Raw genomic sequence first — 21,052 nt, forward strand, 5'->3', positions numbered from 1 at the left:
TTTATATTTTTTCAATAAAATAAAATAATTTGTAACAAAATGAATTAAAAAAACAGTTTAAAATAAGTAAAGTATAATTAATTGCTGAAATGCTTATAAATACTGGTTTTTTTTAAATAAAAAAAACCGCTTGTTTAAAGCGGTTTTTTGTGTTAAATTATATTTTTAGTTAATTTTTATAACAAAATAGTTTTTTTTACCTCTTTGAAGTAATACGAATTCATTGTTGATGAGATCTTTTGTTTGAAGAATAAATTCTTCGTTTACTTTTTCTCTGTTAACAGAGATAGAATTTTCAGTTAATGCTCTACGTGCTTCACCATTTGATTTTAAAAAACTTGTTTTAGCGTTAAGTACATCTACAATATTGATTCCTTCCTCGATAGCTTCTCTTGAAATGGTTGCTTGGGGGACTCCCTCAAATGCTTCTAAAAAAGTTTTTGAGTCTACATTTTTTAAATCCTCAGAAGTAGAATTCCCAAAAAGAATATGAGAAGCGGCAACGGCTTTTTCTAAATCTTTTTTGCTATGAACAAAAGTTGTTACTTCCTCTGCTAATTTGCGTTGTAAAACTCTTAAATGAGGTGCCTGACGGTGTTCTTCAATTAGCGTGTCTATTACCTCTTTATCTAAGAAAGTAAATATTTTGATGTATTTTTCCGCGTCTATGTCTGTAGTGTTTAACCAAAATTGGTAAAATTTATATACAGAGGTTTTATCGGCTGTTAACCATACGTTACCACTTTCTGTTTTACCAAATTTTGATCCATCTGCCTTAGTAATTAAAGGGCAAGTTAAGGCATACGCTTTAGCACCTTCTTCTTCGGTATCTACATTCATTCTACGAACTAACTCAGTACCAGTGGTAATGTTCCCCCATTGGTCGCTACCCCCCATTTGTAGTTTACATCCGTATGTTTTGTGTAAGTGGTAAAAATCGTATCCTTGAATTAATTGGTAGGTAAATTCTGTAAACGACATGCCATCGCCTGCTTCGCCTGAAAGGCGTTTTTTTACAGAATCTTTAGCCATCATATAGTTAACGGTAATTCGTTTTCCTACATTTCGAGCAAAATCTATGAAAGAAAATGTTTTCATCCAATCATAGTTGTTTACTAGTACAGGTGCATTATGATCGGTAGCATCAAAATCAAGAAATTTTGATAAAACAGTCTTAATACCTTCTACATTTTTAGAAAGACTTTCCTCATCTAATAAATTACGTTCATTGCTTTTTCCTGAAGGATCTCCAATCATTCCGGTAGCACCTCCTACTAAAGCAAAAGGTTTGTGTCCAAAGTTTCGAAGGTGAACTAACAAAATAATAGGAACTAAACTTCCTATATGCAGCGAGTCAGATGTTGGATCAAACCCTATATATGTTGCCGTGCTTTCTTTTAACAATTGTTCTTCTGTTCCTGGCATCATATCGTGTACCAGTCCACGCCATTGTAATTCAGCAATTATGTTTTTCATTATTCAAAAAATTTTTGCAAAGATAAGTTTTTAGTTTTTAGATTTTAGAACTCCTATATCAGATTTTTAATAAGCTCAGGGTATTCTAAAAAGAAGTGTTAATGTTTAGGTTGTTTACTCCAACACTATAGGGGAGGCAATGAATTTTTGGTGTTTTTTAGATGTGTGCGAATTTTTTTTCAGAAAGTTGTTCTGCTTGCTTTTTTAATATCGTTAGTGTTTGTTGTCAAAACAAATTAAATTCAGATTATACATTGTAATTTATTATAGATGAAAATAACGTTGACTCTAAAAAAATCCTTCATTTTTTGTCCTTAATGTAGCAAAACTATATCTGCGAAAAAAAAATGTGTATTTTTTCTTCTTTGCTCTTTTTATCTTCATTACAAAGTTTCTAGGTTCAAAAGACTTATGGCTATTTATGAATTAACATAAATGAGTTTTACTATAGTTAAATTAGATGATATAATTTTAATCTTTTTTATATTTGAACCATGATTTTAGTTACAGGAGCAACAGGATTGGTAGGTTCACACTTAATTTTGAACTTAATTGATTCAGGAGAGAAGGTAAAGGCTTTATTTCGTACAGAAAAAAACAAAGAGCGAGTAAAAAAAGTATTTGAGTACCATCATAAAAAAGATCAGTTTGATAAAATAAATTGGATTCTAGGAGATATACTAGATCTATCTTCTTTAGAATTGGCTTTTCAAGGTGTTACCCAAGTTTATCATTGTGCCGCTTTAATATCTTTTGATCCCAAACAAGAAGAAAATTTAAGAAGAGTAAATATTGAAGGAACTGCTAATGTAGTTAATTTGTCTGTTGATTTTGGAGTTCAAAAGTTATGTTATGTAAGTTCTATTGCTGCTTTAGGTGATCTAAAAGAGTATGAAGATAAAATAACAGAAGAAACGGAATGGAATCCAGAGTTACCACATAGTGATTACGCTATTTCTAAATATGGAGCAGAAATGGAGGTATGGCGTGCCTATCAAGAAGGATTACCAGTAGTAATTGTTAATCCAGGGGTTGTTTTAGGGCCTTTGTTTTGGAGAGAAGGAAGTGGGGATATATATAATAAAGTGGCTTCTCAAATTCCTTTTTATACAAATGGAGGTACTGGTTTTGTATCAGTAAATGATGTGGTTTGTATTATGAAAAAATTAATGGAAAGTACTATCTCAGGTCAGCGTTTTATAGTGGTTGCTCAAACAATCTCGTACCAAGAAGTAACAAGTCTTATAGCGGATAAATTACGAGTTAAAAAGCCAACTATTTTGATAAAATCAGGAGTTTTAAAATTAGCGTATGTTCTCGATTGGTTCTTAGGATTATTTGGTAAAACTAGAGTTTTATCTAAAGATATGATACGTACTTTGCAAACTATGGATTATTATGATCATTCAAAAGTTAAGAAGGCAATTAATGTTGAGTTTATAACCGTACAAGATTATTTAAAAATAAATTAATTAAATTTAGTTAAAATACATTTTTCTATGATGGTTGGGGTTAATTTTGCTCAACTATATGCAGATCGTGTGAACTCTATGTTTAGTAGGGACATAAAAAAGTATAATAGGTTTTTTTAATAATTCTACCTAGATGATTCTTCTTTTTTTAGTTTTTCTTTTTTTAATTCGGTTTGTCGTAGTTTTTCTGTTTTGATTTTTTCTGTTTTGATTTTTTCTATGACATGATCATACATTTTTTTGTAGTTTACAATATCAGAAGAATAGTATTTATTGCTATTTACAAGTTGTAAGCTGTCTATATGGTATTTTTTGTAAACATATTTTTGAGGATCAATCTGATTCTTTGGTAGCAATTTGGCATCATGACCTTTAATAGCTTGGATTAATGCCAAATCGTATAGTATTTTTTCCATAGTTGCTTCATCTATAAGATTATTGGGTTCCTTAATAGGAGCATTTTGGCAAGATAAAAAAAAGATAATTAAGAAAAAGCAAGCTATTTTGTTCATATTATAAGTATTATTTATCGGTTAAATTCTAATCGCATCCCTTGTTGAAGATTTTTAATTTGATTGTTTTCGTATACCAAATTACCATTTACAAAAGTATGTGTAATTTTTGATTTAAAAGTGTAATTTTCAAAAGGAGACCAACCGCATTGGTATAGAATATTGTCTTTAGAAACTGTCCAAGGAGAGTTTGTATTGACAATGGCTAAATCAGCATAATATCCTTTTTTGATAAAACCACGACGATCTATCTGAAATAATTTAGCTGGATTATGAGCCATTTTTTCAACAATTCGTTCAATAGAAATTTTACCTTGATGAAAAGCTTCAAATAATGCTACTACAGCATGTTGTACAAGAGGACCACCTGAAGGAGCGCTTGTGTAAGGGTTTTGTTTTTCTTCTTGTGTATGAGGCGCATGATCTGTGGCAATAACGTCAATGCGGTTGTCTAATAAGGCTTCCCACAATGCGTTTTTGTCTGTTTCTGTTTTTACGGCAGGATTCCATTTAATTAGTGTGCCTTTATCTGTGTAATCTTTATTGGTAAACCATAGGTGGTGTACACATACTTCGGCTGTTATTTTTTTATTTTCTAACGGAACGGAATTGTCTAGTAAATCTGTTTCTTTAGCTGTAGAAAGATGAAAAATATGCAAACGGGCACCTGTTTTTTTAGCTAATTCTATAGCTTTAGAAGAAGAAATATAACAAGCTTCTTTGCTTCTTATTAAATGGTGGTACTCCATAGGGATATTATCGCCATATTTTTGTTTATAATCAGCTAAATTATTCTGAATGGTTGTTTCGTCTTCACAATGCACACAAATAACCATATTCGTATGGCTAAATATTTTTTCGAGTACTTCTTCACGATCTACTAACATATTGCCTGTGGAAGAGCCTAAGAAGATTTTAATAGCAGCTACATTGCGCGGATTGGTTTTGAGTACTTCCTCTAAATTATCATTAGTAGCTCCCATCATAAAGGAGTAATTAGCGTAAGAAGTTTTAGAGGCTATTTCGTATTTTTGTTCTAACAATTCTTGTGTTACCGCATTAGGTACAGTATTAGGTTGTTCCATAAAACTGGTTATGCCTCCTGCTACAGCGGCCTTGGATTCAGATGCTATGGTTCCTTTGTGGGTTAGACCAGGTTCACGAAAATGTACTTGATCATCTATAGCTCCAGGAATTAAATAGTTGTTTTGAGCATCAATGACCTGAAATTCTTCTAAGGGAGTAATGTGCTCAGCGATGTCTATGATAAACTCGTTTTCAATTAAAACATCTCCTTTAAAAATATGGCCTTCATTTACTATCTGAGCGTTTTTAATTAAAATAGTTTTCATAATATATTGAGTTTTTATAGTAGATTAAACATTCTGCGAACTCGTAACAGGATCACACCAAAAATAGCTTCTCGTATGATAGCACCACTCATCTTAGATTCGCCCTTTGTGCGATCCGTAAAAATAATAGGGACTTCAATAATTTTAAAATGATTAGCAAAAGTTCTGTATTTCATTTCTATCTGAAAAGCATATCCCGTAAACTTTAATTGGTTCAGATTTATTTTTTCTAATACTTGACGTTGGTAGCATATAAAACCAGCGGTGGCATCTTGAATCTGCATTCCAGTAATCCATCGGACGTAGACAGAAGCAAAATACGATAGTAAAACACGGTTTAAAGGCCAATTCACTACATTTACTCCCGTGATATATCGAGAACCAATAGACATACCCGCATTTTGTGTTTTACAAGCTTCGTAAAGTTTTATGAGGTCATTAGGGTTGTGTGAAAAATCAGCATCCATTTCAAAAATATAGTCATAATGATGTTGTATAGCCCATTTAAAACCATGTACATAAGCCGTTCCTAATCCTGCCTTTCCCTGCCTTTTTTCAAGGTGTAATGCTTCGGGGTATTCTTTTTGTAATTCAATTACCCGATCTGCAGTGCCATCAGGTGAGTTATCATCGACAATTAAAATATCAAATTTTTTAGGTAGAGCAAAAACAGCCCTAATAATGGCATCAATATTTTCTATTTCGTTGTAAGTAGGTATGATAACGATGGAGTCCTGCATAAGTTTATTAAATTGTGCTGCAAAAATAATCTTTTTAAATTATGTGACTCCTAAATTATTTATAATTCGATAAAGGGAATGAAAATTTTGTAATTTTGTATTATGAATAACTATGAGTTAATTCCTCGAATTGTAGAGAGTAAAAATTGGATTACTATAGTTTTTATTGCAACTATAGGGGTGGTAACGATTACTAAGGCCGTTTTTGAAAAACGCTTTACTGATTTTGTTAAGTTAGTATATAATAACAAATACATAAAAATTTATAAGGATCCGAGTAACCTAATGACTTGGTTTACAATATTATTGTTCTTTGTTCAGTTAATATCGTTTTCCTTTTTTATTCAATTAGTTTTATCCTATTATGGATATACCACAAAAACGAATTGGATAAGCTTTATTCAAATTATTACCTTTTTGACTTTTTTTGTTTTGTCAAAATATTTAATAGAAAAAATTATAGCCACTTCATTTGATACAGAGTTATTTGTGGAGCAGTTTAATCTTTTTAAAGTGAGTTATAGGACTTATTTGGGGATTTTATTGCTGCCTGTAGATATGGTATTATATTATACTAATTTAATGAATCACTATGTTATTCTTGGAGTTTTAGTTATAATTTTAATAATAAATGCAGTAACTTATCTTGTGTCATTGCGAAATTATCAAAACTTACTTTTAAGGAAGTTGTTTTATTTTATTTTGTATATTTGCGCCCTGGAAATTGCACCGTATTTTTTTATGTATTATTACATTACAAATAGGTAAAAGCATAATTGTACAAAAACAACATTTTTTGACTATGAAAGTGAAAACGATTTTAGTATCGCAACCCGAGCCAAAAGTTGAGAACTCGCCTTATTTTGATTTACAAAATAAACATAAAATAAAAGTTGATTTTAGACCCTTTATTCATGTAGAAGGAGTGCCCGCTAAAGAGGTTCGCGCTCAAAAAATTGATTTGAATAATTATACAGCGATTATCTTAACTAGTAAGAATTCTGTTGATCATTTTTTTAGAGTGGCAGAGGAAATGCGTTATAAGGTTCCTGAAGATTTACGTTATTTTTGTCAGTCGGAGGCAGTTGCTTATTACTTGCAGAAGTATGTGGTTTACAGAAAAAGAAAGATTTATGTAGGGCAAAAGGATTTTGCAGATATGTCTTCTTTTTTTAAAAAGTATAAAGATGAAAAATTTTTGCTACCTGCGTCTGATAAACTAAATGCAGATGTGCCTCAAACTTTAAATAATTTAAAATTAGATTGGACTCCAGGTACCTTTTACAGAACAGTAATGAGTGATCTATCGGATCTAAAAGATGTATATTACGATGTATTAGCCTTTTTTAGTCCAACAGGTATTCAGTCATTGTTTAAAAATTTTCCTGATTTTAAACAAAACGACACACGTATAGCGGTATTTGGAAGCACAACCCAAAAAGAAGCTATTGATCATGGTTTGCGTATAGATATCATGGCACCAGCACCAGGAGTGCCTTCTATGACGATGGCACTTGAGAAATATGTAGCCGAAGTAAATAAAGGAAAATAATTTTTATATGTATATTCTTAAATCCCGATAAAATCGGGATTTTTTTTTAAAAGAAAATAAGGGTGTCTGAAAAGTCAAAACTCAACGTTTACTGTGTCGCTTTGACGACAGGAGAACTCACATGATTAAGATTGTGCGGTTTTTTCGCCTGTTCACTTCGTTTGAACCTTCCTTAGGTCGAAATCAATAAGATTGTGACCTTTTCGGATAGTTTCCTCTGTAACAAAATTAGAAGTAAATTACTTGTGAAAGTGGAATTTGTTAGTGCCTTGTTAATAATTAAAAAAGACTATTTGAATTGTAATAAATAAAAAATTAAAATATGAAAGGAGCCATTAATACCCTTATAAAAGACAAAATTGCAAGAATTACTTTTTCACATCCTGCTAGTAATTCATTTCCAAGCGAACAATTAAAATCATTAGCAGAAGAAATTTATGCAATTAGCGAAAACAAAGAAGTTGCGGTAGTTGTTTTACAAAGCGAAGGAATAGGGGCTTTTTGTGCAGGAGCTTCTTTTGATGAATTACTAGAAGTAAATGATTTAGAAACAGGGAAAACTTTTTTTAGTGGATTTGCAAATGTTATCAATGCTATGAGAAAATGCGAAAAAATAATTATAGGAAGAGTTCAAGGTAAAACAGTTGGAGGAGGAGTAGGTCTTGTGTCTGCTTGCGATTATACTTTTGCTACCCATAATGCAGCTATAAAATTATCGGAAATAGCTATAGGTATAGGCCCTTTTGTAATAGAACCAGCTGTTTCAAGAAAAATAGGCAAATCAGCTATGGCCGAAATGACGCTTTCACCTACAGAATGGAAAAGTGCAGAGTGGGGATTTCAACATAAATTGTATTCTAAGTTGTTTGAAGATGTAGAAACTATGGATCAGGCATTGGGTGAATTTGTAAAACAATTAGCGGGCTATAATCCAGAAGCTTTGCTGGAATTTAAGAAAGTCTTATGGGAAGGGACAAGTCACTGGGATGAATTATTGTATGATCGTGCAGCTGTTTCTGGAAAATTAGTTTTATCTGATTTTACAAAAAATGCTTTGAACGCTTTTAAGAAATAAAGGAAACGAATCACGTTTGTTATACTATAATACGGTTATTGTAAATATAGATTGTTTAAGCTTGGATTAGGGATTAGAAATGTATTACATAGTATAAATAATGACTTTTTTATCTTCTTTGTCTTTTGATCTTCATTATAAAGTCTAACGCATAATCTGGGACAAAAAGAGGATATTAATTTAGAAACTCTGTTCCTAGAAAAAAAACGAAGATTAGAAGAATGGGAATGTTTTTTTTAAGATTAGAGTTTGTCATACAATTTAAAAGAGGATAGAATTATAAAGCAAAAAGCCCACGGGATGTGGGCTGTAGTAAGTTTTTTAACCATTATAAATTTTCTGGTTGATGTGCAGGTTTTAAAAGGTCATTAATCGTTTTTACAGGAGTAAAAGTATCAAGAGGAACTTCTACAAAAAGGGTAATCCAATTGGCCATACTGCCATTCCATAATCCAGGTAATTCGTATGATTTGTATTGAATTCCGTCTTTGTTTTTTTTGACTACAAACCCCGTGTTAGGATCTGTAAAGTCTAATAGATTGAACTTATTGCCTTGATAGTCTTTTATAGAGCAAACAATATCCACAGGATTAAAATGAGTGGCGGATTTAAAAATAGATTTTTGTTCGTCATTTTCTAAATCAATTTGGGCAGATTCAACGATTTGTAGCGTTGAGTTTCCTTTTTTGTCTTTTATCCAAAAAGGGCCGCCTCCTGGTTCATTTTCATTTTTAACCATTCCACATACGCGTATAGGTCTGTTTAAGAAATGTTTTAAAATTTTGATTTGACTTTCTTCTTTGTATTCATCAAAATCGGGATTAATAATGATAGAAAGTTTCTCTTGAATAAAGTTTTTAATTTCTTGTATTAAAATATTGTTGTATTTATTTTTATTAAGTTCTTTTAAGTAGTTGTGACTTTCACTGCGGATTTCTAGTAGAATGCCAGCTAAAGCTTTTTTGTATTTTGTTATAATTTCTGAATGATTTCGAGATACATTATCAATGTTTTTAATGAAAAGGATATCAGCTTCTCTTTGATTTAAATTGTAGAGTAGAGCACCATGTCCTCCTGGACGAAATATAAAATTTCCTTTTGCATTTTTTAATATTTTATTATTTTTTGTTAGTGCAATAGAATCAGTAGAAGGATCTTGATAAGAAAAACTTATGCGTAAATTTTCTTTTAATTCATTAGGTAACTGTTTAATTAATTCAGAAAATAGTGTTTCATGTTCAATTGAGATGGTGAAGTGGATATTTCCGTTACTACAGGAAGCGTATTGATTCGATTCTTTGAAATGTTCTTCAATAGGTGTGATAATCTTCTCTTCGTATTTATGAAAAGGTAATACTGCTTTTGGTTTGTTCAGAAAATTAAAATCAGGATCCTCCAGTATTGTTTTAATAAATAAATAATTTTTACTAGAAGTAGATAACTTTTTGTATTGATTATTTTGTAGAACTAGTTTGGAAACAACTTGGTGATAAAAAGGAAATTTTTCAATACCTGCAATAAATGTTTCTAAAGCAGTATTGTTCGTTCTATTAATATAACCGTTTATGGTTTCCTCCTCAGGGTTAAAATCGAGTATAAAATCATTTAAAAATTTAAACATTCTAGTTGCGGCACCTGAAGCAGGAATGAATTTTTCTAATGTTTTATCGGTTTTATTGACATCAAAATAATTGATATAATAATTTAGCTCTTGTGTGTCTAGTTTTATAATCCCATTTCCAATTGTAGCGGGAGCTTCTAATGTTGTTTTAACAATTCCTTTTTTTAAGGAATGAATTTGTTTGATGATTAAATCAATGTTTTTGTTTTGGTTGTAGAGTTCTACAAATTCATGGTTTGTAAGTCCTGCATTTAAGGCTTTTTCTAGATCGGTTACAATTTGGGTTGCCTTTTTTAAGCGTTCTTCCTTATTACCACTGATTAAAACAAAGGGTTTGTTGTATTGAATTAAATTTTTTTTAAATATCTCAAAGGAAGAATCTCGGTATTCAGCACTATCTCTCAAATCATCGGGTTCCCATGGTATGTCCTTATCTGTTAAGAAATAGAGGTCGTAGTGGTGTAAATTAGCAGCTTCTTCTAATTCTGGAGAGCATTGATTGTAATAAATGTCTGAGTAGACTTTAGTAACGAGTGCATTTGTATCACAGAATAAAAATCTATGAGCTTTTTTTAGAGCTTCATTTTCAATAGCAATTTGACCAATAGCAATAGGTAATAAATCCTTTTCTTCACAAGTACGCCCTTCTTTACCAAGAATTTCTAAAAGAAAATCTCTTGCATATTCTACTATCCAAGTGGTGTTAAAATATCTAGCTAAATCACGTGCTAATGTGGTTTTTCCAGTGCTCTCGGGTCCGTAAGTGGTTATTCTGAGGATGTTGCTTTTTCTTTGTTTAAGATTTTCTTCCATTCTAAATAGGCGAATATAGCTAAAATTGTGAAAATAATATATTGGAGGGCAAAGATATAAAGTTCTCGGGACCAAAGGATGGGGATGATAAGAAAATCTCCAAGAATCCATAAACTCCAACTTTCAATTTTTTTTAATGCCATAAACCACATAGCTGTAAAAAAAATACAAGTAGTGAAAATATCAATCCAATTATTTGTATATATTTTGACTTTAAAAATAGTATAAATACCAATACAAATAATACCTGTTAATAAGAACATTATAAATCCAATTAGTTTTTCTTTTTTATTAGTTCTTGTGATTTTTGATGTATTGTTTTTATTCAGGTTGGGCTGAACCCATTTGTGCCAACCGTAAATACTGATGAAGGTGTAATAAATATTAATACTCATGTCGGCCATATACTTGGCTTTATACATAATATAAACGGTTATAGTAGTTGCAATAATTCCAGTAGGATAAACCAAGTAATTTTCCTTTTTAGCAAACCATACACTTAAAATTCCGAAAATAAAAGCAATAGTTTCTAGTGCAATTTGCCAGTTTGGAATGTTTTGGTATTGTGCAAGTATTTCATTAATCATATTTTTTATAAGCTTTTTTGTTTTTTTAAAAAACAATTTGAAAAATGTCGATTAGACTTAATTAATCCGTAAAATATAAATTCTTCTCTAGCAAAACTAATGAAAAATGGATTAGAAAAAGGAAAGAATATTGTGTTATATTTTTGAAAAATACTGTTTTTTAAGAAATACAATAATTGAATAAAATCGTTTATCATTTCTTTTTCTGTATTGGTAGAAAACATGGGGTATAATACAGCTGTAAAATTTGAATTCTGGTATAGGAAGCGGTATAGTTTATGGGGTTTATATCCGAAAAGAAGGAATGTATGCCTGATATTCGAAAAGAAAGGAGTATTTTTTGATAAAAAATAGAATTTATGAAAACCAGAAGGTTAAGGAATTTTATTATGAACAAAAACTCAAAATAAAAATTATGACTGAGGGTACTAAAAGTTGAGAAATTGTAAAAATATAGAAGATATTCTAAAAAAGAGACTGTCCAAAAAGTTCGCAATCTTGTCATTTCGACCAAAGGGAGAAATCACATAATGTTAATTTATTACTTTTTGGACAGCCTCTTTATACTTATACAGTTTATCTTATATTTTTTAATAAGCTAATAAAATAGACTTTAATATAAGTCGATAGTATCATCTTATCAATTAATTAGTAACGATAGTATTCAGGTTTAAAAGGACCTTTAACTTCTACACCAATATAAGCAGCTTGTTCTTCAGATAAAGTTTCTAATTCAACACCTAATTTCGTTAAATGTAAAGCAGCCACTTTTTCATCTAAATGTTTTGGTAACATATATACTTCATTTTTGTAAGCTGTACTGTTAGTCCATAACTCAATTTGTGCTAACGTTTGGTTAGAGAACGAGTTACTCATTACAAATGATGGGTGACCTGTAGCACAACCTAAGTTTACTAAACGACCTTCAGCTAAGATGATAATTTCTTTACCGTTTACGTTGTAAATATCTACTTGAGGTTTTACTTCTTGTTTTGTAGCACCGTGGTTAGCGTTTAACCATGCCATGTCTATTTCATTGTCAAAGTGACCAATGTTACAAACGATAGTTTTGTCTTTCATAGCTTCAAAATGACGACTTACTACAATGTCTTTATTGCCAGTTGTAGTAATCACGATATCTGCATTACCTATAACAGTGTCTAACTTTTTAACTTCATAACCATCCATAGCTGCTTGTAAAGCACAAATAGGGTCAATTTCGGTAACGGTAACGATAGAACCAGCACCACGGAAAGAAGCTGCTGTACCTTTACCTACGTCTCCATAACCGCAAACAACTACTCTCTTACCTGCTAACATTACATCTGTTGCACGACGAACAGCGTCTACTGCACTTTCTTTACAACCGTATTTGTTATCAAATTTAGATTTTGTAACAGAGTCATTTACGTTGATAGCAGGCATGTATAACGTACCGTTTTTCATTCTTTCGTATAAACGATGAACACCTGTTGTTGTTTCTTCTGATAAACCTTTGATTCCTTCAACTAATTCAGTATATTTATCAAATACCATGTTTGTCAAGTCACCACCATCATCAAGAATCATATTTAATGGTTGTCTTTCTTCACCAAAGAATAAAGTTTGTTCAATACACCAGTCAAATTCTTCTGCATTCATACCTTTCCAAGCATATACTGGAATACCTGCTGCTGCAATTGCTGCTGCTGCATGATCTTGTGTAGAGAAAATGTTACAAGAAGACCAAGTTACTTCAGCACCTAGAGCTACTAAAGTTTCAATTAATACAGCTGTTTGAATAGTCATGTGTAGACAGCCTGCAATACGAGCACCTTTCAAGGGTTGACTCGGCCCATATTCAGCACGGATAGCCATTAGACCAGGCATTTCAGCTTCTGCTAATTGAATCTCTTTTCTTCCCCATTCTGCTAAAGAAATGTCTTTAACTTTATAAGGTACATACGGAATTGTTGTAGTACTCATCTATTTAGTATATTTGTTTTTAAATATTAAATTTTATAAATCGGATGCAAAATTACGGATTAGTTTTTGATTTGCCAACAGATTTGTATAAATTAATAATTGTTTTTTTACTGTAACTATTTAATTATCAATACATTTTATGTTTTTAAATCCATTTTCTATTGTTTGTGCTACTGTTAAAAGTAAAATTTGAAGTTGTATTATCTATTTTCAAATGAATTAAACAAATTTTAGGAATTAATAAGATTCAAGATGCCTTTTTATAAAGAAATACATTTTTCAAAAGACACTACCATATATCTTTGGAAAACCACAGAAACTTACAATCAATTATTTGAAAACGTATTGCTAAAAGATCAGTCCCTTGCTCGACTTGAAAAAATGAGTTCTGAAAATCACCGAAAAAGTTTTTTAGGCGTTCGAATGCTATTGCAATATTGTGGTTATACAGATCATGATTTATATTATGATGTTAGTGGTAAACCTATACTTAAATCAGAAAAGAATAAGTCAGCAGTAGAAGTAAGTATTTCTCATTCTGGAGAATTTTCAGCACTGGCATTAAGCAATGAACCCGTAGGGATAGATTTAGAGAAGATAAAAGAAAAAGTTCTTCGTATAGCTCCTCGTTATATGAATATGAAGCATATCGAAAATCTTTCAGTAAAGGAACAAATGCAAAAAGCGATTGTTATTTGGGGAATAAAAGAATCTATATTTAAAATAAAAAATGAAGTAGGCATTAGTTTTCCTGATCATATTTTTGAAGAAGTGTTTAACTTACATGACAATCATTGTAAAGCGCAATTGCGTTTTAAAAATTTAATTGAAGATTTTGATATTGATTTTTGTTCTATAGAGGATTATATGTTAGTTTGTGCTTATAGATCCTGAGAATGAAATTAATGAAAGATATTGCTTGTTTTTTGTGACTTCTTCTATAGAATTATAATGGTAATATTCGTAAAATATTAGTTTTAATAAAAAAGATTAAATTTACAGAGTTAAATTAATTAATGATGTCAATTACGGTTTATGAGTCTATTTTTAATGCAAAAAAGAGAAAACACAAGTTATTAGCTATTTTAATCGATCCAGATAAAATAGAACTGTCCAATATTAATAGACTAGTAAAAAAAATTAATGAATCTCCAGCTACTCATATTTTTATAGGAGGAAGTATTGTTAAAAACTGGATTATAGATGAATTAATCATAGAATTAAAAAAAGAATGTAACTTACCTATATTGATTTTTCCAGGACACCCTTCGCAAATTTCACATGAAGCAGACGGTGTATTGTTTTTAAGCTTGCTTTCAGGACGTAACCCCGAGTATTTAATAGAACATCATGTTAATGCCATAGATTTGCTCGAAAACTCGAATTTAGAAATTATTCCTACAGGTTACATTTTAGTAAATGGGGGGAAAGAAACAGCCGTTGAACGAGTAAGTAAAACAAAACCTATAGAGAGAAACGATATTAATTTAGCTTATAAAACAGCTAAAGCAGGCGAGTATTTAGGAAACAAACTTATGTATCTAGAAGCAGGAAGTGGAGCGTTAGAAAAAGTACCATTAGAAATGATTCGTAAAATCTCAAAAAGTCTTAGAATACCAATCATTGTTGGAGGAGGAATTCGATCAAAAGAAGCAATTAAAGAAGTGTATCAAGCGGGTGCAGATATGGTTGTAATAGGTACTGCATTTGAAAATGATTCGAACTTTTTTGATTGATTCAAGTTGTTTTTTAGAATTAAAGATTTATAGTTTTAAAGACATACTATATAATTTCGGGAAAATAGTTTACATATTGAAATCTCTTAATTATACTTCTTTTATGTCTTATAATATAAATGTATCAAACGGTTTCTGGTTTTACTGTTAGCTAAATGTTATAAAGTAAAGAAATTTTAGGGAAAAGATTGGTTTTCTTTATTCTTTATAAATTTAAAATGACTATATACCCATTGTATAGACTTTAGATAAAATAGTGCTACAAATTATAATTTAATCCGTAGTGCATTATTGAATTAGATTAATTTTTAAATTATTGATATTTCTATTGAATACGAATCTGTTTAAATATTGTATAGTTGTTAGTGTTGTTATTTTCGAAAGAATTCTTGTTTTAAATCCTTGGAAAGACTTAGCGTAATTTCTTCTTATCATGAATTGGTCGCATAATTGAGAGAATAAAGTTTCTATTCGTTTTCTGAATTTTTTGTACTGATAAAACTGAGGTTTATATCATTTTAATTTTACTAGAATAATTTATAATTTCAGGTATGCCAAAGAAAATTCAAATAATAATAAATGAAGATCTTGATTTTTTAGAAAAATTACTAGTAAAGACATCAGGCTCTTTGAAGAAAGACCGAGTAAAGACTTTGATTCTAATTAAGAAAGGGAAATATGTTTATTATAGTGATATCGCTAAGAAGCTCGGGAGAACGGAAAAGACAGTAAGAGTTTGGGTTCAAGACTATTTAAAAAAAGGTATTTCTGAAATGTTATGTGTTAGAAGTGGAGGAAACAATACTAAGCAAATATCAGATAAAATGGCTAAGTCTATTGAGCAGAAATTGACTGATCCAAAAACAACAATTACATCTTATATAGAATTATTAAAATTACTTGAAGCAGAACTGAACGAAACGGTTAACTATGGAGCTTTATACGCTCATTGTAGACGAAAACATCAATCAAAGTTAAAAATAGCAAGAAAATCCCATTACAAAAAGGATGAAAACGCGGAAGCGTTTTTTAAAAAACCTTGTAAATAAGCTTGAAGAATGTAGAATTATTCTTAATAAAAATAATTTTAAATCTGTAAACTTATATTTTCAAGATGAAAGTCGCTTGGGGTTGATCACAAAACAAAAAAGAGTTATTACGGCAAAAGGAATAAAAGCCATTGGTACCTATAAGCACAGTTATCTTTATAATTGGCTTTGGGGAAGTTTTTCCCCCATAACAGGTGAGAGTTTTTGTATGACAACACAGAGTGTTTGTAAAGAATTATTTATAAAATATTTGGAAGATTTTAGTAATCACAAACCAACAGAATTAAAGATTATAATAATTGATAATGCAGCATTTCATTCCACAAAAGATGTAATAATTCCTCAGAACATATTTCTGTTACCAATTCCTCCATATTGTCCAGAACTCAACCCTGCTGAAAAAATCTGGCAATGGATGAAAGATAAAATTGCAATGAAAATTTATAATACTCTAGCCGAATTAAATCAAAAAATGGAAGAATTGATCAAAACAGCTGAGAATGAATTAATTAAATCAATAACAGGCTATGAGTTTTATATAAAAGCTTTTTACAGTATTTTTAAAATTTAAATGGTGTAATAAATGTTTTTGAATTTCTACCTCTTTAAATGATTGTTTTTAATTATTCAATAATTTGTTTTTTATATCATGCATGGTTAAATAATGTAATTGCAAGTTGTAATATTGCAATTATATAAACAAAAGGTTTTATTTATAACAAATAGTTTTATTATGTTTTTTGTTTACAAATGGCATTTTATATTTTTTAAACTATTTGTTATTGTTAAAAGAAGACGATTGTTAAAAAAAGCTTAATTATGTTATAAAAACATGTTTTATATTAAAAAATATTATCTTTGTAAAAAAATAAAACGTAACGAAAATAAGGTAGAATAATTACAAATAAATAAATATATGAATTTTTTAAAACTAAATGCCAAGTGGACATTGCTTGCATTAATGCAATTGTCGGTTCTAAGTTGTAATAAAGAAGATGTTGCAGCGAATGAATCAGATAAGGATGGAAAAAATCTAAAACAAGAAAGCATTCATGATGGTCCTAAATCAGAATTACAGATTAGTAGAAGAATTCTTTCGTCACCACCAGATCAAGTAGGATCTGCGAGTTGTAAAACGATTGAAGAAACTTATAATAAAACATTTGATAATTTTTCAAAATTAGGAGCAGCGACTCATTTATTGTGGCCAGGAAATATTGTGCAAGGTGGGACTATTGTTTCAGGAAACTTAGCATCTATTCCTATTGATCCAAAAGGAAGAAATACTATTGAGGTGAAGGTAGATGCTTTTTCATCTAGTGAATCAAAATCATCAAGTAAGGAGGTAGAAAATCCAACAGCAGGTAAAGTACAAGATGCTTTAGAAAAAATATTAAACTCATATTATACATCAGGAACTAAGTTTCCTGCTAATTATGCTGTTGAAATTCAAAGAACGTATGATAGTAAACAATTACAAGTAGCTTTAGGTGTTGGTTATACAGGGCCTGCTGTAGGTTTGTCAGCGAGTTTGGGGCTAAGCTTTAAAAAGAACAAGACTTATTATGCCGTTACGCTTAAACAAAAATTCTTTAACGTATCAGTATCTGCAAAACCAGGACTTCAAGGGGATTTTGGTTGGATAAAAAAAGAGTATCCGAGATCTGAATTTGATAAATATATAGGAGAAAGAAATCCAGCTGCCTATATATCATCTGTAACCTATGGTAGATTATATACTTTAGTTTACGAATCCGATGAAAGTTCTTTTGATATGGAACAAGCTTTAAATTTTGCTTATAAAAATCCAGCTGCAAGTATAACAGTTGATCAAAAATTAAAATATTCTACTACATTACAAAATACAAAAGTATATGCAAAACAGTTAGGAGGTAGTGCTTCTGGTGGATTAGATGCAGCATTTTCAGCATTTGCAGGAAATTTTGAAAAAGTAAGAGATTTTGTGGTGAATGGAGCAGATGTTTCTAAAGATAATCCAGGATACCCAATAGAATACACAGCTGTAAATATTGAATCAAACCTTGATGCGACTATTAACGTTAATGGAATATCAAATTATTCAGAATGTGAAGAAACTGTATATACAGCAAAAACGCTTGATGAAGCTAAAAAAAGAGTTGAAGACTTAAAAACGGAATATGGTTATAATAGTTGTGCTAAGATTATTATATTTAATAACACAGATAGAGAAATTCTATTAAAAAATTATACTCCTTGGTCTGGTAGTACTTTTTCAAACTTACCACCTACTTCTATTCCAGCAGGAAGATATGGATATTTATTAGCTGTTAATCAATATGGTACTTCAAAAGGTACATATAACCAAATTTCATATTTATTTGATAATAAAACAATAAGTTTCGGTACCTATGCGCCCGTTGAATCAGGTAGAACGAATAATGTTTTAGTTAATTTTAGAGAAATAACAGAAACAGAGTTAAATTACAATAGCACGAGACCTTCTATAGAAAAAATACAAGATAATATTCGAATTAGAGGAACTATTGAATCAAAAGCTGCACCGTATGTTAATTTCACGATTACTGGTAAAGGAAATAGTGTTATAAACTAATATAAAGAATTTTAAATAGTTAATTTTTTAAAATCTGCATATAATATTTTTGTGCAGATTTTACTCTAAAATGAGGTATTTATCAATTTAAATTGGGAACACCTTAATAGTAAGATTTTACTTAGGAGAATAATTGATTTATTTAGATTCTAGTTAATTTTTTTTTTTCTTATTCTAAATGAAAATTTAGAGTAATACAACAAGGTTGTCCTTTTTAGGATAACCTTGTTCGTTTTTATTGAATGTATCCAGAAACAAAATGGCTCAGATTAATTTTTTGGGGATTAAGCAAAAAGTTTCTCCATTCTAAAGAGGAAGAATTTAGTATCCACCACACCTCTTTGATTAGCTCTAAAGAGTTTTATTTTTGAGTTAAAGGATTCAGCATTTGCGTTTGTATGTCTTTTTACGAAGAAGTTTGCAATTGTTTCCAAATGATAATTTAAACTATTGGCAACGGTATTAAAGACAGTCATTTTTAATTCTTTGGTTTTGGATATCCAATTCAATATTTTTTGTTTAGCCTCTTCTTTTGAGGTGTATTCATAAATATTTCTAAACTCTTGGGTGTGTTTATATGCCTGATGTATTAGAGGATAATGTTGGAACAATATTTGGGCTCGCACTTTTTGGGTTTCTGTCCATTGGTTGGGTTTCTTGGCAATGATATAACGACATCGAGCCAATAGTTGTTTGGGTGTGTCTTGGTTTTCAAAAGTTATTGGAATGTATTTTATTGCTTGCTCCTTTGCTTTTTTGATAGCTTGATTCTCTTTTTCAATCTCCTCCCAGCGATATTTTATCCTTAAATGCTGGAGAGCTTCCATTACCAACTTTACCACATGGAAACGGTCTGTGACAAGGTAACTTTCAGGAAAACACATTCTTGATGCTGATTGCATATTGTTTGCCATATCAAGTGTTATCGATTTTACTTGTTTTCTATGCGAAAGTGGAATTTTAGTAACCACATCAATAATGTCCTGACTTTTGGTGCCTTTTATAACCGCCACTAAGGATTTCTTTTTGCCTCTTCCTTGTTTATTGGTTACAAAAGTATAAAGTTCACCTTTTGACAAACTTACTTCATCAATACTTAAATTCTCCCCAATATTTTCGGGGTAAATCAGATAATTTTCGGCATGTTCTAACTGTTTCCAACTTGTAAAACCACTGATTCTTTTTTTGTAATGTCTTCGCAGTAAATCAGCTTTAATGCCATAATAACTGGCAATGTTACTTATCGTATCTTCTCGGGTCTCTACCTGTACCTTTTAAAAAATCCGAAAGTTCAACAGTTAATTTGGAACCTTCTGCAATAAAAGAATAATCGCTTTTAATTTCTGACTTATCTACTGTATTTCGCCACCTACGTCTTCTGATACCTAAATAAACAGCCTTTCCTCGTATTGGAAAATCTTGTATCAAAGTACGCTCACAAAAGCCTTTTGACTCATATTCCTCTGAAATGAAACCTTCGGGAATAATGTTCTTTTCATCAAGATAGATATAAAAGCAATCCTTTTTTGTTTGAATATCTCCTAATTCTATAAAATCAACAATATCAAAATGACATAATAATTCTTCGGGTAGAAAAGCAGAAAGTATCGAAAAATCCATTTACTTTTTTTGTCGCAATTTACAATTACTCCCCATATTTTTTATGTGAGCCAACAAAATGTATGAAAATAAAAAAAGGGTACAAATTCTTAAAATTTAGATCATGATAGAATTTGTTTGTTGTTTTAGTTAAATACAACCTAAAAAGAGAGGAATAAGGAATATTTACCTTTTTAATATTTATAAGTTTTCTTGTTGCTGATTATAGCGTTTATAGTTTGCGAGGATGCCTAAAACTTTTGTGTTAGTAAAAACAATCTCTTGTGTTAAGTCTTTCTTGGTTTTTTGTTTTTGGATTATTTAATACTTTTAGAGTTTTTCCTAGTAAGTGGTAAAAAGATTAATTTAAAAATACTTTGTTTTAGGGATTCGCTACAAATGGTAATACAATTTTATTAAACCAATTAAAATGTTAAAAATTAATTAGCAGAGAGGTAAGGAGACCATCCATTCACTAGTTTTTTATTTATTTCGAGTACTATTTTTTTAGCATGACGTAAGCGTTCGGTTTTGTCTTTTAAAATAGGTACTTTACTCTTTGACGTTCAAGTTTCTTATGAGTGGGATTTTTAGAATAATAAACGATAATCCATTCTTTGTTTACTTTTAGTTCGGCAGGTTTGTAGTCTATAAAAGCCGTAACCTTTACTTGATTTATCGAGTTTTCAATTTTTTTCGTTTTTTTACAGCACTAAAAATGATTTTTTAACACCGTAAAATTGTTGACTCAAATTTGACACAAGGCTTTATTGTTTTCTCTTCTAAAGCCTAGTAAAATAAGGGGTTTTTAACTTTCTAGCAGAGAGGAAGGGATTCGAACCCTCGATGCAGTTACCCACATACAAACTTTCCAGGCTTGCTCCTTCAACCACTCGGACACCTCTCTAGT

At 30.4% G+C, this 21,052-nt stretch carries 18 protein-coding genes, 1 tRNA gene and 1 pseudogene; 9 read left to right on the top strand and 11 right to left on the bottom strand.

Annotated features, from left to right (window positions below; translation table 11 throughout):
- Positions 1 to 165: 165 nt before the first annotated feature.
- Positions 166 to 1,476, bottom strand: a complete 1,311-nt coding sequence (gene tyrS, locus HUE53_RS08920) for a tyrosine--tRNA ligase (RefSeq protein ID WP_138425286.1) — start codon at positions 1,474 to 1,476, stop codon at positions 166 to 168.
- Between the two features lie 494 nt (positions 1,477 to 1,970).
- Here tyrS and HUE53_RS08925 point away from each other — a divergent pair, with 494 nt between their 5' ends.
- The gene (locus HUE53_RS08925) at positions 1,971 to 2,948 is read left to right on the top strand and encodes an NAD-dependent epimerase/dehydratase family protein (protein ID WP_014166737.1); all 978 of its coding nucleotides are present in this window, start codon (positions 1,971 to 1,973) and stop codon (positions 2,946 to 2,948) included.
- A 125-nt stretch (positions 2,949 to 3,073) separates the two neighbouring features.
- Here the strand turns inward: HUE53_RS08925 and HUE53_RS08930 are convergent, their stop codons facing one another.
- From HUE53_RS08930 to HUE53_RS08940, 3 genes are read right to left on the bottom strand one after another with little or no spacing between them, the layout of a single operon-like run.
- Positions 3,074 to 3,460, bottom strand: coding sequence for a DUF4296 domain-containing protein (locus tag HUE53_RS08930; protein ID WP_014166738.1), 387 nt, complete (start codon positions 3,458 to 3,460; stop codon positions 3,074 to 3,076).
- A gap of 14 nt (positions 3,461 to 3,474) precedes the next feature.
- A complete protein-coding gene (locus HUE53_RS08935; protein WP_014166739.1) occupies positions 3,475 to 4,812 on the bottom strand; it encodes a dihydroorotase in 1,338 nt (445 codons plus the stop codon).
- A 14-nt stretch (positions 4,813 to 4,826) separates the two neighbouring features.
- Entirely contained in the window at positions 4,827 to 5,552 is a 726-nt protein-coding gene (locus HUE53_RS08940; RefSeq protein WP_014166740.1) for a polyprenol monophosphomannose synthase, read from the bottom strand.
- A 102-nt stretch (positions 5,553 to 5,654) separates the two neighbouring features.
- Here HUE53_RS08940 and HUE53_RS08945 point away from each other — a divergent pair, with 102 nt between their 5' ends.
- The 3 genes from HUE53_RS08945 (at position 5,655) to HUE53_RS08955 (ending at position 8,179) form a co-directional block, all read left to right on the top strand.
- Positions 5,655 to 6,320 carry a DUF4271 domain-containing protein gene (locus HUE53_RS08945; protein ID WP_014166741.1) on the top strand — a complete coding sequence of 222 codons (666 nt, stop codon included), beginning with the start codon at positions 5,655 to 5,657 and terminating at the stop codon, positions 6,318 to 6,320.
- 34 nt (positions 6,321 to 6,354) lie between these two features.
- Complete coding sequence (locus HUE53_RS08950; RefSeq protein WP_014166742.1) at positions 6,355 to 7,104, top strand: uroporphyrinogen-III synthase; 750 nt, start codon at positions 6,355 to 6,357, stop codon at positions 7,102 to 7,104.
- Between the two features lie 322 nt (positions 7,105 to 7,426).
- Positions 7,427 to 8,179: an enoyl-CoA hydratase/isomerase family protein gene (locus tag HUE53_RS08955; protein ID WP_014166743.1), complete on the top strand. Its 753-nt coding sequence runs from the start codon at positions 7,427 to 7,429 to the stop codon at positions 8,177 to 8,179.
- Positions 8,180 to 8,507: 328 nt separating this feature from the next.
- On the opposite strand, the gene HUE53_RS08960 is transcribed toward HUE53_RS08955, so the two are convergent.
- The 3 genes from HUE53_RS08960 to ahcY all read right to left on the bottom strand — a co-directional run bounded on the left by HUE53_RS08960 (position 8,508) and on the right by ahcY (position 13,165).
- Entirely contained in the window at positions 8,508 to 10,613 is a 2,106-nt protein-coding gene (locus HUE53_RS08960) for a DUF4301 family protein (protein WP_077225472.1), read from the bottom strand.
- Entirely contained in the window at positions 10,568 to 11,200 is a 633-nt protein-coding gene (gene pnuC / locus HUE53_RS08965; RefSeq protein ID WP_192188425.1) for a nicotinamide riboside transporter PnuC, read from the bottom strand. The genes HUE53_RS08960 and pnuC overlap by 46 nt, the downstream gene beginning before the upstream one ends.
- Before the next feature lie 648 nt (positions 11,201 to 11,848).
- Positions 11,849 to 13,165: an adenosylhomocysteinase gene (gene ahcY / locus HUE53_RS08970; RefSeq protein ID WP_014166747.1), complete on the bottom strand. Its 1,317-nt coding sequence runs from the start codon at positions 13,163 to 13,165 to the stop codon at positions 11,849 to 11,851.
- A gap of 252 nt (positions 13,166 to 13,417) precedes the next feature.
- On the opposite strand from ahcY, the gene HUE53_RS08975 reads away from it, so the two are divergent.
- Positions 13,418 to 14,059, top strand: a complete 642-nt coding sequence (locus HUE53_RS08975; protein ID WP_065213792.1) for a 4'-phosphopantetheinyl transferase family protein — start codon at positions 13,418 to 13,420, stop codon at positions 14,057 to 14,059.
- Between the two features lie 125 nt (positions 14,060 to 14,184).
- The gene (locus tag HUE53_RS08980) at positions 14,185 to 14,901 is read left to right on the top strand and encodes a geranylgeranylglyceryl/heptaprenylglyceryl phosphate synthase (protein WP_014166749.1); all 717 of its coding nucleotides are present in this window, start codon (positions 14,185 to 14,187) and stop codon (positions 14,899 to 14,901) included.
- A gap of 288 nt (positions 14,902 to 15,189) precedes the next feature.
- Here the strand turns inward: HUE53_RS08980 and HUE53_RS08985 are convergent.
- Positions 15,190 to 15,414: pseudogene (locus HUE53_RS08985) on the bottom strand (IS982 family transposase); the annotation flags it as partial.
- Positions 15,415 to 15,452: 38 nt separating this feature from the next.
- On the opposite strand from HUE53_RS08985, the gene HUE53_RS08990 reads away from it, so the two are divergent.
- The 3 genes from HUE53_RS08990 (at position 15,453) to HUE53_RS09000 (ending at position 18,543) form a co-directional block, all read left to right on the top strand.
- Positions 15,453 to 15,950 (top strand): helix-turn-helix domain-containing protein, encoded by a 498-nt coding sequence (locus HUE53_RS08990; protein ID WP_107317589.1) that lies wholly within the window; start codon positions 15,453 to 15,455, stop codon positions 15,948 to 15,950.
- The gene (locus tag HUE53_RS08995) at positions 15,910 to 16,521 is read left to right on the top strand and encodes an IS630 family transposase (protein WP_192188426.1); all 612 of its coding nucleotides are present in this window, start codon (positions 15,910 to 15,912) and stop codon (positions 16,519 to 16,521) included. The genes HUE53_RS08990 and HUE53_RS08995 overlap by 41 nt, the downstream gene beginning before the upstream one ends.
- Positions 16,522 to 16,866: 345 nt before the next feature.
- Positions 16,867 to 18,543, top strand: coding sequence for a thiol-activated cytolysin family protein (locus tag HUE53_RS09000; protein WP_065213791.1), 1,677 nt, complete (start codon positions 16,867 to 16,869; stop codon positions 18,541 to 18,543).
- 284 nt (positions 18,544 to 18,827) lie between these two features.
- Here HUE53_RS09000 and HUE53_RS09005 read toward each other — a convergent pair whose 3' ends face one another.
- The 3 genes from HUE53_RS09005 to HUE53_RS09015 form a co-directional block, all read right to left on the bottom strand.
- A complete protein-coding gene (locus HUE53_RS09005; protein ID WP_454951481.1) occupies positions 18,828 to 19,787 on the bottom strand; it encodes an ISAon1 family transposase in 960 nt (319 codons plus the stop codon).
- Complete coding sequence (locus HUE53_RS09010) at positions 19,780 to 20,163, bottom strand: ISAon1 family transposase N-terminal region protein (RefSeq protein ID WP_014165862.1); 384 nt, start codon at positions 20,161 to 20,163, stop codon at positions 19,780 to 19,782. The genes HUE53_RS09005 and HUE53_RS09010 overlap by 8 nt, the downstream gene beginning before the upstream one ends.
- Positions 20,164 to 20,962: 799 nt before the next feature.
- Positions 20,963 to 21,049 (bottom strand) — tRNA-Ser (locus tag HUE53_RS09015).
- Positions 21,050 to 21,052: the final 3 nt, after the last annotated feature.

The sequence above is a fragment of the Flavobacterium columnare genome (genome assembly GCF_014844295.1).
In the GTDB taxonomy this organism is placed as follows: domain Bacteria; phylum Bacteroidota; class Bacteroidia; order Flavobacteriales; family Flavobacteriaceae; genus Flavobacterium; species Flavobacterium columnare.